This is a genomic window from Dyadobacter sp. 676 (assembly GCF_040448675.1).
Taxonomy (GTDB): Bacteria; Bacteroidota; Bacteroidia; order Cytophagales; family Spirosomataceae; genus Dyadobacter.
This window is the reverse complement of the sequence record NZ_CP159289.1, coordinates 3,355,973-3,369,918: the sequence shown is the minus strand read 5'-3', so window position 1 is coordinate 3,369,918 and position 13,946 is coordinate 3,355,973. Positions and strand designations below refer to the sequence as shown.

The window sequence follows — 13,946 nt, the reverse complement described above, 5'->3', positions numbered from 1 at the left end:
AATGGCGGCAAACGGCCCCGTCTTCCTGTTACTAGGCTCCAACCTGGGCGATCGCACGCAGGTGCTCGCGGCTGCGCGCGAAGCCATTGCCCGGCAGGCCGGACCCGTGGTTTCCCAATCGGCGGTCTACGAAACCGAGCCCTGGGGCATTACGGACCAGCCCGCTTTTCTGAACCAGGTCGTCGAAATCTCCACTTCCTTCCCGCCTGAGGACTTGCTCAGGATCATCCTCAACATCGAACATGACCTCGGGCGCGTACGTTACGAGCGCTGGGGCGCACGGGTGATCGACATCGACATACTCTATTTCGACGACATCGTCATGGACAGCGCACGCCTTACGTTGCCACACCCGCGCATTCAGGACCGTCGTTTTGTACTCGCCCCTCTCACCGAAATCGCGCCCGATCTACTCCACCCGGTTTTACTGAAAACTTCCTCAAAACTCCTGGAAGAATGCACCGACACTTCTGCCGTATCAAAAATATCTTAAAATAATACCATTATTCGATCACCCTCTTTATTTCGGTGTTCCGGCCATTTATTCAGCTTTTTGGTCAGTTCATCATTTTTTGCTGTCATTTTAGGCTGATTAACACGTGCTTTGTTGGCCTTTGAAAAAGTTATCCAAATATTTTTCAGCATTTGAAAGGGGGTAAATCCACACTGAGTTGTCACGGGGAAAAGGAAAAATTCAATTTGATCGTCTGACGGAATGAATGCTTTCTTCGACAGCAACACAAACCAATTTGTTAGTAACCAATTCCAGTCCATGAAAAACAGCATACTCAAATGCCTTCTATTAGCCTTGATCAGCCTGCCGGCCCTCGCCCAGAACCGGCATTCGGTGAGCGGTTACGTGAAAGACAACTCGAATGGCGAGGGGCTTATCGGCGTCTCGGTGTACGTGCGCGAAGCCGAAACCGGCGTCGTAACCAACCCTTACGGTTTCTATTCACTAACCCTCCCCGACGGCAAATACACGCTTGTATTTTCCTACATCGGTTACCAGAAAGTGACGCGCGAAGTGACGCTGGACGGCGATAAGACCGTCAGCATCGAAATGTCCGACGAAAGCAACCAGCTCGCGGAGGTGACCATTTCGACGCAGAAAGAGGACGAGAACGTCCGCAGCATCGAAATGTCGGTCAATAAGGTCGAAATGAAAACCATCCGCAAAATGCCCGCATTGCTCGGAGAGGTGGACCTGATCCGTAGCATTCAACTGCTTCCGGGCGTAACGACCGTCGGTGAAGGTGCTTCGGGTTTCAATGTGCGCGGCGGGGACGTTTCGCAAAACCTGGTGTTGCTCGATGAAGCCCCGGTTTACAACTCCTCGCACTTGTTCGGGTTTTTCTCGGTATTCAACCCGGATGCCGTGAAGGATGTGAAACTGATCAAGGGCGGTATCCCGGCCCAGTACGGCGGCCGCATTTCGTCGATCCTGGACGTTCGTATGAAGGAAGGCAATGCCAAAAAGCGTGAGATCAATGGCGGTATCGGTTCCATCTTCTCCCGCCTGACTTACGAACAGCCTTTTGCAAAAGGAAAAGGTTCGTTTATCGTGGCCGGTCGTCGTTCGTACATCGATATTCTGGCGAAGCCATTTTTGAACTCCGATTTGAAGGATTCCAAATTCTACTTCTACGACCTGACGGCGAAAGTGAATTATCAATTGGGTAACAAAGATACCTTTTATGCCTCGGGATATTTTGGAAAAGACGTGTTCGGCGGCGGCGATTTCGGCTTTGGCTGGGGTAACGCAACGGCTACTGCGCGCTGGAACCACATTTTCTCCAACAAATTGTTCATGAACCTGACCGGTTATTACAGCAACTACGACTATAACCTGGGCCAGAACCAGAACAAACCCGACGCCAAAGACCGGTTCGACTGGAAATCGAAGATCATCAGCACCAGTATCAAACCTGATTTTACGTTTTACATTACACCCAACAATCAGCTGACATTCGGTGGCCAATATATTTATTATGATACCCGCCCGGGCAAAGCGACGTTCGTTTCCGAAGGCGATATGCAAGACATCAGCCTGGAACCGCGCTATGCCGATGAATCCGCATTATATGTAGGCAATGAACTGAAATTCGGCGACCGCATTTCTTTGCAATATGGCGTTCGTTACTCCTATTTCCGCAGCCTCGGCCCTGCAACCGAATACGAGTATGCCGATAAGGGCAAAGGCATACGTAAAGAACCGATTTTCCCGGGGACCGAATATAAAAGAGGTGATGTGATCAAAAGCTACGGTAACCTGGAACCGCGCGCTGCGTTGAACATCGGTATTACCAGCAGCACGTCCATCAAGGCCAGCTATAACCGCACTTCGCAATACCTGCATTTGCTTTCGAACACGGCGGCCAGTTCACCACTCGACGTCTGGACGTTGAGCGGCATTAATATCAAGCCGGAAAAGGCCGACCAGGTCGCATTAGGCTGGTTCCAGAACTTCCAGGATAATACCTACGAAGCTTCGGTGGAGGTGTATTACAAAAAACTGTACAACCAGATAGACTATGTACCGGCGTCCGACCTGCTGCTGAACGAATATTTCACGGGCGACCTGCTGTTCGGCAAAGGTCGCGCTTACGGAGCGGAATTTTATGTGAAGAAAAACAAAGGCAGACTGACCGGTTGGGTAAGCTACACGCTTTCGAGAACAGAGCGTTTGGTGGAATCTATTAATAATGACGATTGGTTCCCCGCCCGATTCGACAAACCGCATAACATTACCGCAGTAGCCATTTACGAACTAAACAAGCGGTTGTCCCTGTCGTCGAACTTCACGATCCAGAGCGGCACGCCAGCCACTTTCCCGACCAACCGTTATAGCACCGGCGGCTTCGAGATTGGAAACAATTACAATGGCCTGCGCAACAACAGCCGCATTCCGTCTTACCACCGCCTGGATTTGGCAGCGACTTTGAAAGCGAAGAAGAAATTGTTTAAAGTAGGCGAGGGCGAATGGGTATTCTCGGTATATAATGTTTACAACCGCCGCAACCCGTTCTCTGTCTACACGAGAGTTAACGAAGATAACCCGCTTAAAACAGAAGCCGTGCGTTATTCTGTGATCGGGAACTTCATTCCTTCCGTGACCTACAACTTCAAATTCTGACACCAGCAAACTGAAATCACGCCAGAAAAACTGAAATGATGAAAACATTAAAATATATCAAATACCCTGCACTGTTCGCGCTTGCATTGATGTCCCTGACAAGCTGCGAGGATGTGATCGATCTCGATACGGCGAACGGCCCTTCTCAACTCGTAGTTGATGCCTGGCTTACCAACCAGCCCGGCGAGCAGGCCATCAAATTGACATGGTCGCAAGCCTACTTCGATAACAACCCACCCAAACCTGTGCTGGGCGCCACGGTAACTGTTACCGACGATAAAGGTAAAGTCTACAAATTCGAAGACGCCGACGGCGACGGCAAATACACCTGGGGGAAAACCACGGCCGACACGCTTGGGCATGTAGGCCGCACCTACTCGCTCAAAGTCGTGAACGGCACGGATACTTTCATTGCCCAATCAGAGCTGAAACGCGTTCCAACCGTGGATTCTGTGGTATACCGGCACGAAAAATGGCCGTTTGAACCCGATAAGGGCCCTCGCGAAGGTTTTGTGGCGTCATTCTACGCCCGGGATCTCGAAGGTGTAGGCGACACATATTGGATCAAACCGGTGATTCGCGGCAAAGCGGTGGTGGACAAGGCTGCCAACATTTCCATTGCCTACGACGCTGCATTCGGTGCCGGCGCGCCTTCGGACGGGCTGATATTCATCCTGCCATTACGTGAATCGATCACTACCGACTCGTTATACTCGGCAGGGGCACAAATAGGCGTGGAGCTGCACAGCATTACCTATGAGGCATTCGAGTTCCTGAAACAGGTAAACGAGCAAGGTACGAATGGCGGATTGTTTGCTACTCCCATTGCTAACGTAAGGTCAAATATCATCAATGTCGATCCGAAGGGCCCGAAAGCGCTGGGCTTTTTCAGCATGTCGGCGGTTAGCCGCAAGGAAACGGTGATCGATCCGGAAAAGGCACGCCCGGACGACGATTAAGATTACACTTCAACAGCAAATGTATCCACTGGCGGACCCCGGTCCCCAGTGGATTTTTTGTTATATTTCATTCATAATCGAACCAGCCTATGAAGAACCTGCTGTCACTCCTGCTCCTGCTGCCGCTTACCCTTGCCGCCCAGAAACGCCCGCGTGAACTGGGCATCAAAATCGGCGTGCTACCCACCGGCGCGTTGAATGCGATCACAGATGTGCCCGGCGTCAAGGTGGGCCAGGTGACGCTCACGGAAGGCGCCGACGTACGCACCGGCGTAACGGCCATCCTGCCGCATGACGGCAATATTTTCCAGCAAAAGGTCCAGGCTGCGATGTACATAGGCAATGGATTTGGCAAAATGACGGGCTATTCCCAGGTTGAAGAACTTGGAACCATCGAGTCCCCCATTGTTTTGACCAACACGCTAAGCGTTCCGACGGCGGCCGACGCGGTAATCGACTGGACGCTTGCCCAGAAAGGCAACGAGAATGTAAAATCGGTAAACCCGGTTATCGGTGAAACCAACGACGGCTTCCTGAACGACATCAGGGGACGGCACGTGCGCAAGGATCACGTGTTGAATGCCCTGGCACAGGCAGAGAGCGGCCCTGTTGCGGAAGGGAATGCAGGCGCGGGCAACGGAACGGTTTGCTTCGGATGGAAAGGTGGCATTGGCACTGCATCAAGGAAACTGCCTGAAAAACTGGGTAATTACACGGTGGGTGTTTTGGTACAAACCAATTTTGGCGGCGTCCTGAAAATTAACGGGGTACCTGTGGGGCAGGAGCTGGGCAAATATGCGTTCAAAGAATCGCTCGATAAATCGTCGGACGGCTCGTGTATGATGGTCCTGGCCACCGATGCGCCCCTCGACGCGCGCAATCTGAAACGGCTGGCCAAACGGGTTATGCTCGGCATGGCCCAAACGGGCGGCATTGCGGCCAACGGCAGCGGCGACTATGTGATCGCCTTCTCGACAGCCAACAAGGTTTTGCATGAAACCGCGGAACCGGTATTTAGCGCCGCTTACCTGCATAACGATTATGTATCGCCGATCTTCATGGCGGCGATAGAAGCTACCGAGGAAGCCATTATCAATTCGCTTTTTATGGCCCGGACTTCCGAAGGCACTCAGGGGCACAAAGCAGAAGAACTGCCCAGGGATAAGGTAATGGAGATCATGCGCAAGTACGGCCGCGTCAAGGAATAACCGGAGGAATATTCCGACGTATAATGTGTACGGTCAGTGAAAACCAGTAAGGGTTTGCCTTGGATTTGAACAATCACCGGCGATTGCTCAGGATTTTAACTAAAAATCGCTTATTTTCAACCATTTACGAAACCAGGTAATCTTACCCGGTTTTTCCTGTACTTTCCCGTATTGACCGGACCTGTCGCTTAGGATTAATTTTGACATGTAAATTCTAGTACTCAACCCCGAAAAGTATGGAACATTCTATTACACATGCGTGCCTCGTTCATCCACATCCATTAGAATGCGAGGCTGTTGCGGAGTGGCTGAGGAGGAGGTCTTACATTGAACTGGTTGGTAAGTGCAACCACCTCGAACAAATCACCCAGTTGCCCTACTTAAAGGAAATCGATATTGTGGTTGTATTCGCCCACCACGCCGAGAAAACGGCAGACCAGATTTTAAAGATCAGAAAACTCTACCCAAAACTGAAATTCCTGCTGCTGGCACCGAGCCCGTCGGGCGAATCGGTACGCGAGGTGGTACGCTCGGGCGTGAGCGGCTACATTGTTTTCGAAGCCGAGCTCGATGAATGGGAACGTGCTATCAAAGCCGTCTCCGACGGGAAAGTGTATTACGGGCAGGAAGTGATGCTCAAACTGGCCGAGTCGTCCGTGGATAAATACATTCAGGAGCCCGCGCCGTCAACACGCGATTTTTTAAGCAAACGGGAAGTCGAAATCCTCCGCCTCGTAGCAAGCGAATACTCTACCAACAAGATCGCCAGCGAGCTCTGTATCAGCGACAAAACCGTAGAAACACACCGCCGGAACCTCTTTCAGAAACTCGGCGTCCGCAACTCGGTTGGCCTTACCAAAATAGCCGTCCGTATGGGCGTAGTGTAACCCCTTCATTGGTTTTATAGTGGAAAACCCTTAGGAAAAACTGTCAGGAACCATTAGAAAAATCAGGGTAAAAATTCCGAAAATTCAGGGTATCCGCCGATTGAAATAGCGCCCGCGCCGCGACAACTTTGTCTAAGTGTTTTAATTATGGAACTGACAAAGCGCGAAAAGGAAATCCTGGATCTGATCATGGACGAACTGAGCTCCAAGGAGATCGCCGAAAAGCTGCAAGTGAGCATTTCGACGGTGGAAGCCTATCGCAGAAGCCTGTTCAGGAAATTCGGTGTACGCTCGGTGATAGGGCTGGTAAAAGCAGCCATGAAATTGTAATACTTAATTGCAAACTGGTATGGCAGATATCCGTCGCATGGCCGTCAACTGGGTCGACGGGATGAAAATCTCTCGACAACATTTTATCGAAACAGATCATTACCACACCGATCAGGTTCGACGCGCCGGGGCCGCATTGTCAGCGCCGCTGAACTACGGTTTGTTGTTTCCGGAAGAAGGGACCGATCCGCTGGAAATGCAGGTCCTGGGCGACGCGGGAAATCAGATCAGGATCAGAGTGAACCGCTGCCGGGCAATCACGCCAGATGGAAGCCTGCTGGAAGTAGAAGAACCCGACGAACTGAAACTGGACACATCGCTGGCCGGAATAATGGAGCAATACCGGCTTCCGATGGCACAGCATATCGAGATATACGTTGTACTCGGAGTAGGCATGTTCGAAAGGCAACCAGCGGGCACGCCCTCCGAGTCGGAAATTCCGGTGCGGCACCCTTATACGCTCCCGCTGTACCGCGTAAGCCTCGTGCCTTCGGAATTCATCAATACCGGCCAATGGGGCGGACCGGCGCTGATCATCGGCAAGCTCGCTTACAGCAACTCCGAGTTGCGTGTAATGCACGATTTCGTGCCGGCCAGCCGCGCGGTACGCAGCCACAAAAACCTGCGCGAATGGCACAGCCGGTGGGCCGGATATCTGAACGATATCGAAACGTGCTCGTTCCGTATCCTGCAAAAGATCAAGACGAAAAGCCAGAAAAGCGCGCTTTCCGATAGCGTACAATTGCTGGTGGAAAGACTGGTGACAACGATGACGATAGTCGGTATCGGTTTCCAACGGATGGCCCCTTTCGAGCCGCCCATACAGATGGTAACGTCGATGAGCCAGATTGCGCAGGCGATCCGCGTTTCGATGGAATGCCTGACCGACCGGGAAAAGGAAGAGCTGCTCGGCTACCTCGGCGAATGGGCCGACGATTCGCCCGGGAGCATCGAAAAGCAACTGATAGCCGTGATCCAGGCACCATATAACCATAATGACATGTTGCCTTGCCTGCGGATTATCGATGATTTTTACACCATGTGGACGGCCCTGTTCCTGAAACTCAGCCAGCTCGAATTCATCGGAAAAAGAAAAGGACAACAAGTCTTCATTATCGAAAGCCCGGTGCACGAGCCACCCGTGCAACCCGAAAAAACAAAATCCAGGTGGAGCCCCCTTTAGCCGTCGGTTGGAACCGACGGTAATAGATAGCGCAGCAAAAGCAATCCTATTGCACCGGGTTGAAACCCGGGGAAAGATTGGAAGGATCAGAGAGATCTGAGAGAAATTAAAGATTTAGAGGGATCACAAAGAACAGAAGGTCGAAAAGATCAGAGCACAATAGCGGCATCGATGCTAATGGAACCACTCAATAAAATCCAGCGAAAAACAGCAATAGGAAGGTTTGTAGGCATGTACGTGCTCTCACTTACATTCCCGCTCGCAGCCGTGTACCTGCTCGTACGCGTGCCCGACTCCGTTGCGGCTTCGGAAACACGCCGCTACCGCGAGATCGTAGAAGAACAAGATCCGATGCTAACCGACACGGACACGCTCAGCCAGATCTCCCGTCGGCTCATCCAGCTCGACGGCCTGTACAGCAGTGCCACCGACGAAATGGCCAAAGCCACGGCCCGCACCCAGTTGGTGGATATCGAAAGCCGCGTCAACAGCATTATGAGCCATTTCAATAACCTGGCGGCCACAGCAGCCCATGATCAGAATAAACGGCTGTCGACCGGCATTGCGAAGCTGACCGAGGCGCTCGCCACCTACCGTCAGACAATCGGCGAACTCCGGCGGACCCTGGACGGCAAGGGCATCGATATGCAAATGGTAAATGACCTTCGCAACCAGATCAACATGAAAGACCTGGAAATCAAAGGCATGGAACGCCAGCTGCTCACTGCTGCCGGTGGTGGTGGCGGAGGAGGAGGAGGTGGTGGTGGTGGTTCCGACAAGGAGCTGCAAACCAAACTCGCAAACCTCCAGCGGGACCTCGACAATTGCAAAAGTTCCAGATCCGGAAGCGGCGATATCACTGCTATTCAGCGGCAACTGGATGAATGCCTGGCAGCCAAAAGCGGCACTGCCGTTACTTATCGCGAGTGGCTGCGGTATTCCGAAGCGGAAGGTTACTATCAGCTGCTGACCCAGGGGAATCTCCGGAAAAATGACCGGAAAACATACTATGATCAGGCCAAACAGATATTTGACGGCTTGCAGGTCTCAACCGCGAACAAGGAAATGAAAGCCAGGGCGACGGAGCGGCTCCTGGCATTACAAAAGAATCAGCCCTGAAAAAAACGTATCAATTCATCCTATTTGTCTATTCCATGCAAACCGAAGCACTCAGATACGCGATTACGATCGCACAGTCGCTGGCGCGCGAATACCGGCAGGAGCGGTTCGGCCCGGCTCATCTGCTCATGGGCCTGTTGCACAATGACGTAGGCCTCGCTTCCGAACTCGTGATGGCCGGTAAAGACCTGCCTTACCTGCGCGACTGGGCCGAGGTACGCCTGGAAGAAAGCCCCAAATCGGTAAGAGTACCCGAGCTTCCCCCGCCGGATAATACGGCCACCGCGGCACTTGAACTGGCGGAGCTCATCGCGTTACAGCTCAATATCGACGCCGACCCGCTATGTGCATTAGCAGCTTTACTCAAACCCGGGGTAGGATTTTCGGCCGATCAATTGCGATCCCTTCCAATTACCCAGCGGGAAGTACTGGCAATTCACAATGCACCGGTAGCCGGCGGAAATGGGGAAAAGCAAGGGACCAAACAGTCGACACAGGCTGTGCCGGAAGCGAAAGGTAACGGCTATCTGGGAAAATATACTTCCGACAAGACGCAAAAAGCGGCCGAAGGCAGAACAGATACCATTATAGGCCGCGACCGGGAAATCCGGCAAATGGCCGAAATACTGGGAAGGAGAAGCAAGCCGAACGTAATCCTGACCGGCGAGCCGGGCGTGGGCAAATCGGCGCTGGTAGAAGGTTTTGCCAGGCTCATTGCGGAAAGAAAAGTACCTCAGTTGCTCCGAAATGCCCGTTTACTCGAACTCGATACCGGCGCCCTCGTAGCAGGCGCTTCCTACAAAGGGGAAATTGAAGAGCGGGTAAAGGGTATTCTGAATGAACTGAAGGGATTTGATAAAGCGATCCTCTTTATCGACGAAATTCATATGCTGCTCGATCCGAAAGGCTCGATCGGTGCCGGGGTTGCCCAATTACTGAAACCCGAACTTGCGCGTGGCGAACTCACATTAATAGGTGCGACAACGCAGGAAGAATATCGTAAGTACATCGAAAAGGACGAAGCGTTCTCCCGCCGGTTCGAAATCCTGCACGTGGAAGAACCCGACGAGGCGACGGCCACCCGGATGATCGAGCATATGCTGCCGGTTTACGAAACGCACCACGGCCTGAAAGTCGCCGAAGGCACCGCAGCCGAAGCCGTGAAACTGGCAAAAAGATATATGAAGGACCGGCGTCTGCCCGATGTAGCACTCGACCTGCTCGATCGCACGATGGCGGCTATGCGGCTGATGGGTGAAGTTTCGGAAAATGAACTGGCCGTTTTGCAAACGGATCTCGACACCCTGATGGCCGTGGATGAAGCCGAAAGAGTTCATGAGCTCAAATGGTTTGCAAGACAGCTCCCAAACCGCCTGAGCCCCCTGCTGACCGGCCAGCTCGACGTAGACGGTGAATCCGATGCGGAAACATCCGAAGGAATGCATAACCAATTGAGCAACAAACTGGCGGCATTACGCACGCTCGCTTCGCGGCGCTCGGATACGATCGGCAAGAACGATGTGGCGGCCATTATCTCCCATAAAACAGGCATTCCGCTCGGCAAACTCCAAAGCCCGGAACGCGACAAGTTGCTGGGCATCGGCGAGGTGTTGAGCAAAAGAGTGGTGGGCCAGGACCAGGCGGTGAAGGCATTGAGCGAAGCTATCCTGGAATCGCGCTCAGGACTCATTAAAGCGGGACAGCCCATTGGATCATTCTTCCTGCTGGGCCCGACGGGAACCGGCAAGACAGAAATCGCGAAAGCGCTGGCCGACTTCCTGTTCAACGACGAGTCGTTCCTGATCCGGTTTGATATGTCCGAATTCAAAGAGGAGCATTCGGCGGCGCTGCTCTACGGTGCGCCTCCCGGTTATGTAGGTTATGAAGAAGGAGGCTTGCTGGTTAATAAAATCCGTCAGAAACCCTATTCGGTGGTTCTTTTCGATGAAATTGAAAAAGCACACCCGTCTGTTTTCGACCTATTCTTACAAATTCTGGACGAAGGCAGGCTTCACGACCGTCTGGGCAAAGAAGGCGATTTCTCAAATGCGGTAATCCTTTTTACCTCTAATATCGGGCAAGAGCACATCGTGCAGGAATTCGGCAAAGGCGGTATTCCGCAGTCGTCCGATCTGATGGAAATCATGGCTGCATATTTCCGGCCGGAATTCCTGGCCAGGCTAACCGAAATAGTACCATTCGCACCGATTTCCGAAGATAATGTCGTTAAAATATTCGATATCCATCTGCGCAACCTCACCGACCTGCTCGACAGGCAGGGCATCAGCCTCAATCTGACACCCGACGCACGCAAAACTATTGCCATGCAAGGTTTTACGCCGAGATATGGCGTCAGGCCGCTGAAAGGGGTAATCCGTAACCTGCTGAGACGGCCCGTCAGCCGGATGATCATTTCGGGAGAGGCCGCCAGGGGTTCGGTCATCGACCTCAGCACCAACGATCAGGGCGAAGTAGTATGGAGTGTCCATCAGGCCGAAAACGTACTTGAACAGCAATCATTTTAAAACAACTATCCACACCTTCCGACATCAACGATGAGTGTACTCGGCAATGCAGTCGCGCAGTTTGCGCAAACCAATCTGGGCAACCAGGTTGGAAACGGAGAATGCTGGACCCTGGCCGAACGCGCCCTCCAGAGCGCAGGCGCCAGAACGTCCACGGAGATTATGGGCCGCATCGGCCCGGATGATAATTATGTCTGGGGCGATGCGGTTACGGCGGCCAGTCTCGAAGTGGGCGATATTATCCAGTTCCGTAACTATTCGTTCCGTTTCGAGGGATCGGACGGTTCATGGAGCGAAGAATCGCGCCCGCATCATACGGCGATCGTCGCGTCGATCGACACTTCGGGTGCAGTGGAAGTATTCGAATGTAATGTAAACGGCAGCAAAAAAGTACAACGAAACCGGCTGTACCTGCGGACCGGCGCCCTGAGCGGAGGAAGCGTGACCGTCTCCGGACAAATGTGGTTTTACCGCCCTCAGCCACGGCAAACCACCTGATCCTCCCACAAGAAGTTAATCACACAGGCATGAGCCGACAGGCCCGATGCCGAAAATTAAAACATTATGCACATTCACCTGTTCAGAAACGCGAGGCGGTGGGATTCGTGCCTTGTTCCTATCGATGACACGACATTCGGGATGATCCTGCAATTCAAGGTACACCTTGTTCGCGTCGAACCGACCACCCGGTTCTTCATGGCGGATACCTATGCCACGGGCAACGGCATTATGCACGACACCTACGGCCGTTTCCATCTCGAAAGCTGGTCCGACAGCGAATGGGAGGAATACAAGCGGAAATTTGTGACGGTAGTACAGCGGCATTGGAGCGATAAATTTATCCTCGACCCTAATAAGCCCTGGTACACGCCGCGGAGCACAACTGCAAGGAATACAGCTACGATACAATGCGGATTGTCCATTCAGCTCGTCGACTCGGCGTCGCAAGCGCATCAGACGTACCGGATCATCCACCCGCGTGAGCACACATTCCGGTCGTATGTGGACGAGGATAACCGTACCGGCTTATTTACCCATAATGACCTTGAATCCCACTGGAATACGCGTTTAACCCGTGTGGGGGCTGAAATGCACAGTGTTTCGTTTCTGCAAACGACCGTCAACCACGAGTTCGGGCACACGCTAGGGCTGGCGCATGTCAATGGTGCAGGGAACAGCGATAGCAACTATGGCGTCAAATTATCGGAGCGGGAAAATCAGATGGGTATGGGCGGCTTGCTCACACCGCGACACGCGCAGCCGTGGATCATGCGCCTGCGCAATCACCTGATCCCGCAAACGCATTACGATAGCGGCGTTACCTTCCGGGGTAGGGTTGCCAGCCCGCAACTGATCGAATATTGGGACAACGACTGGCGGCCTTCTGCCGCTGCCGCATCCTGAGGATTTTAAAAAGCATTAATACGCTGGACAAACAGCGATCAAAGCCATGCGAAAATTTATCAGTTCACTATTCATTACGGCTATTGCCTTTCTCCTGTACGCGTGCGACATGTTCGCGCCGGTAGACCCGCTCGCACCCGCAGCCTCGGAAACGACCGTCGTGCAGGTGTGGACGTCGGGTGCGGTGGTAAGGGGAAAAGTCGATAACCTCGACCCGAAAAACGACCGGCAAGAAAAGAAAAGCGGCAAAATACTTGAATACGGCTTCGTTTGGGGGACACAAAACCAGCCCACGCTGGAAGCCGGAACGGTGATTAAAGTAGGAGAGGACAATCCGCCGGCGCCATTTGAATTCGAAAGGGAAATCAGCCGGCTTGCTGTGCTAACCACCTATTATGTACGTACTTATGCCAAAAACGAGGGCGGAGGCGTAGGCTATGGCCCGGTAGCTACTTTCAAAACGGATGATTATGTGTTCGCGGAACTGGCGATAGGCAAGGTAACCACCACCTCCAAGGCCTCTGCCGACATTGTGGTCAACATCCTTTCGCTGGGCAATGCTGAAATTTCCTCGTTCGGCGTTTGTTACTCGCCTACAAACAACGAACCGACGACCAAAGACACGCGGGTGACTATCAATGCCAAAGCGGCCAGGGCCAGCTTCACGGCCAACGTGGGCGGGTTATCGCCGGGAACCACCTATTATATCCGGGCTTTCGCCATTACGCTGGGCGGGATCATTTACAGCGACGCCACCACCTCGTTTACTCTCGGCGAGCCCTCTGTTTTTACACCCAAAAAATCATTTACGATGTCGTATTCCAATCCCTACGACCTGGATTTGGGGCAACTGGTATCACAGAACGGCTCCGACGATTGCTGGTGGTATCCCTACAACGAAAGACCGGGCATTTATCCCAAGAACGGGGCGAAGTTTGCGGTTTTAGGCAAGGTGAATTTCGACCAGGTAAAATACGGCGATCTCGCACGGGCCAATCTGTCTGCCGATTTTATCAATGGCAGCTATACCGACGCTAAAGCCAACCAGCTCGAAAACGAAACGGTGATCGCCTTCGTGACCAATCAGGGCAGATATGGGAAAATGCGCATCGACGCCCACGGAGAGGATCGCACCCCCGGTACTGCTTATGGCGGCGACATGGAAGTGACCATTCTAACCTATGACAAAGAGTAG

Annotated in this window: 13 protein-coding genes; 12 read left to right on the top strand and 1 reads right to left on the bottom strand. The window is 52.8% G+C overall.

The annotated features are described in order from the left end of the window. The first annotated feature begins 1 nt into the window (after position 1). A complete protein-coding gene (folK, locus tag ABV298_RS15165) occupies positions 2-493 on the top strand; it encodes a 2-amino-4-hydroxy-6-hydroxymethyldihydropteridine diphosphokinase (RefSeq protein WP_353722904.1) in 492 nt (163 codons plus the stop codon). Here the strand turns inward: folK and ABV298_RS15160 are convergent. Next, positions 490-774 (bottom strand): hypothetical protein, encoded by a 285-nt coding sequence (locus ABV298_RS15160; protein ID WP_353722903.1) that lies wholly within the window; start codon positions 772-774, stop codon positions 490-492. The two genes, folK and ABV298_RS15160, sit on opposite strands and share 4 nt — an antisense overlap. Here ABV298_RS15160 and ABV298_RS15155 point away from each other — a divergent pair. The 11 genes from ABV298_RS15155 (at position 773) to ABV298_RS15105 (ending at position 13,946) form a co-directional block, all read left to right on the top strand. After that, complete coding sequence (locus tag ABV298_RS15155; protein ID WP_353722902.1) at positions 773-3,136, top strand: TonB-dependent receptor; 2,364 nt, start codon at positions 773-775, stop codon at positions 3,134-3,136. The genes ABV298_RS15160 and ABV298_RS15155 overlap by 2 nt on opposite strands. Before the next feature lie 38 nt (positions 3,137-3,174). Next, positions 3,175-4,095: a DUF4249 domain-containing protein gene (locus ABV298_RS15150; protein WP_353722901.1), complete on the top strand. Its 921-nt coding sequence runs from the start codon at positions 3,175-3,177 to the stop codon at positions 4,093-4,095. An 89-nt stretch (positions 4,096-4,184) separates the two neighbouring features. Beyond that, positions 4,185-5,303 carry a P1 family peptidase gene (locus tag ABV298_RS15145; protein WP_353722900.1) on the top strand — a complete coding sequence of 373 codons (1,119 nt, stop codon included), beginning with the start codon at positions 4,185-4,187 and terminating at the stop codon, positions 5,301-5,303. Positions 5,304-5,539: 236 nt separating this feature from the next. Continuing rightward, on the top strand, positions 5,540-6,190 hold the full coding sequence (locus ABV298_RS15140; protein WP_353722899.1) for a response regulator transcription factor: 651 nt from the start codon (positions 5,540-5,542) through the stop codon (positions 6,188-6,190). A 99-nt stretch (positions 6,191-6,289) separates the two neighbouring features. Beyond that, entirely contained in the window at positions 6,290-6,520 is a 231-nt protein-coding gene (locus ABV298_RS15135) for a helix-turn-helix transcriptional regulator (protein ID WP_353723189.1), read from the top strand. A gap of 19 nt (positions 6,521-6,539) precedes the next feature. Continuing rightward, positions 6,540-7,703: a hypothetical protein gene (locus ABV298_RS15130; protein ID WP_353722898.1), complete on the top strand. Its 1,164-nt coding sequence runs from the start codon at positions 6,540-6,542 to the stop codon at positions 7,701-7,703. 177 nt (positions 7,704-7,880) lie between these two features. Next, a complete protein-coding gene (locus tag ABV298_RS15125) occupies positions 7,881-8,822 on the top strand; it encodes a hypothetical protein (RefSeq protein WP_353722897.1) in 942 nt (313 codons plus the stop codon). 35 nt (positions 8,823-8,857) lie between these two features. Next, on the top strand, positions 8,858-11,347 hold the full coding sequence (locus tag ABV298_RS15120; protein WP_353722896.1) for an ATP-dependent Clp protease ATP-binding subunit: 2,490 nt from the start codon (positions 8,858-8,860) through the stop codon (positions 11,345-11,347). Between the two features lie 30 nt (positions 11,348-11,377). Continuing rightward, positions 11,378-11,845 carry a hypothetical protein gene (locus tag ABV298_RS15115; RefSeq protein WP_353722895.1) on the top strand — a complete coding sequence of 156 codons (468 nt, stop codon included), beginning with the start codon at positions 11,378-11,380 and terminating at the stop codon, positions 11,843-11,845. 66 nt (positions 11,846-11,911) lie between these two features. Further along, positions 11,912-12,751 carry a hypothetical protein gene (locus ABV298_RS15110; RefSeq protein ID WP_353722894.1) on the top strand — a complete coding sequence of 280 codons (840 nt, stop codon included), beginning with the start codon at positions 11,912-11,914 and terminating at the stop codon, positions 12,749-12,751. Positions 12,752-12,797: 46 nt separating this feature from the next. Then, complete coding sequence (locus ABV298_RS15105; RefSeq protein WP_353722893.1) at positions 12,798-13,946, top strand: hypothetical protein; 1,149 nt, start codon at positions 12,798-12,800, stop codon at positions 13,944-13,946.

What these genes read in the sequence shown, in the direction of transcription:
- folK (WP_353722904.1), top strand. Translation starts at nt 2, where the DNA reads ATGGCGGCAAACGGCCCCGTCTTCCTGTTACTAGGCTCCAACCTGGGC.
- ABV298_RS15155 (WP_353722902.1), top strand. Translation starts at nt 773, where the DNA reads ATGAAAAACAGCATACTCAAATGCCTTCTATTAGCCTTGATCAGCCTG.
- ABV298_RS15160 (WP_353722903.1), bottom strand. Translation starts at nt 774, where the DNA reads ATGGACTGGAATTGGTTACTAACAAATTGGTTTGTGTTGCTGTCGAAG.
- ABV298_RS15150 (WP_353722901.1), top strand. Translation starts at nt 3,175, where the DNA reads ATGAAAACATTAAAATATATCAAATACCCTGCACTGTTCGCGCTTGCA.
- ABV298_RS15145 (WP_353722900.1), top strand. Translation starts at nt 4,185, where the DNA reads ATGAAGAACCTGCTGTCACTCCTGCTCCTGCTGCCGCTTACCCTTGCC.
- ABV298_RS15140 (WP_353722899.1), top strand. Translation starts at nt 5,540, where the DNA reads ATGGAACATTCTATTACACATGCGTGCCTCGTTCATCCACATCCATTA.
- ABV298_RS15130 (WP_353722898.1), top strand. Translation starts at nt 6,540, where the DNA reads ATGGCAGATATCCGTCGCATGGCCGTCAACTGGGTCGACGGGATGAAA.
- ABV298_RS15125 (WP_353722897.1), top strand. Translation starts at nt 7,881, where the DNA reads ATGGAACCACTCAATAAAATCCAGCGAAAAACAGCAATAGGAAGGTTT.
- ABV298_RS15120 (WP_353722896.1), top strand. Translation starts at nt 8,858, where the DNA reads ATGCAAACCGAAGCACTCAGATACGCGATTACGATCGCACAGTCGCTG.
- ABV298_RS15115 (WP_353722895.1), top strand. Translation starts at nt 11,378, where the DNA reads ATGAGTGTACTCGGCAATGCAGTCGCGCAGTTTGCGCAAACCAATCTG.
- ABV298_RS15110 (WP_353722894.1), top strand. Translation starts at nt 11,912, where the DNA reads ATGCACATTCACCTGTTCAGAAACGCGAGGCGGTGGGATTCGTGCCTT.
- ABV298_RS15105 (WP_353722893.1), top strand. Translation starts at nt 12,798, where the DNA reads ATGCGAAAATTTATCAGTTCACTATTCATTACGGCTATTGCCTTTCTC.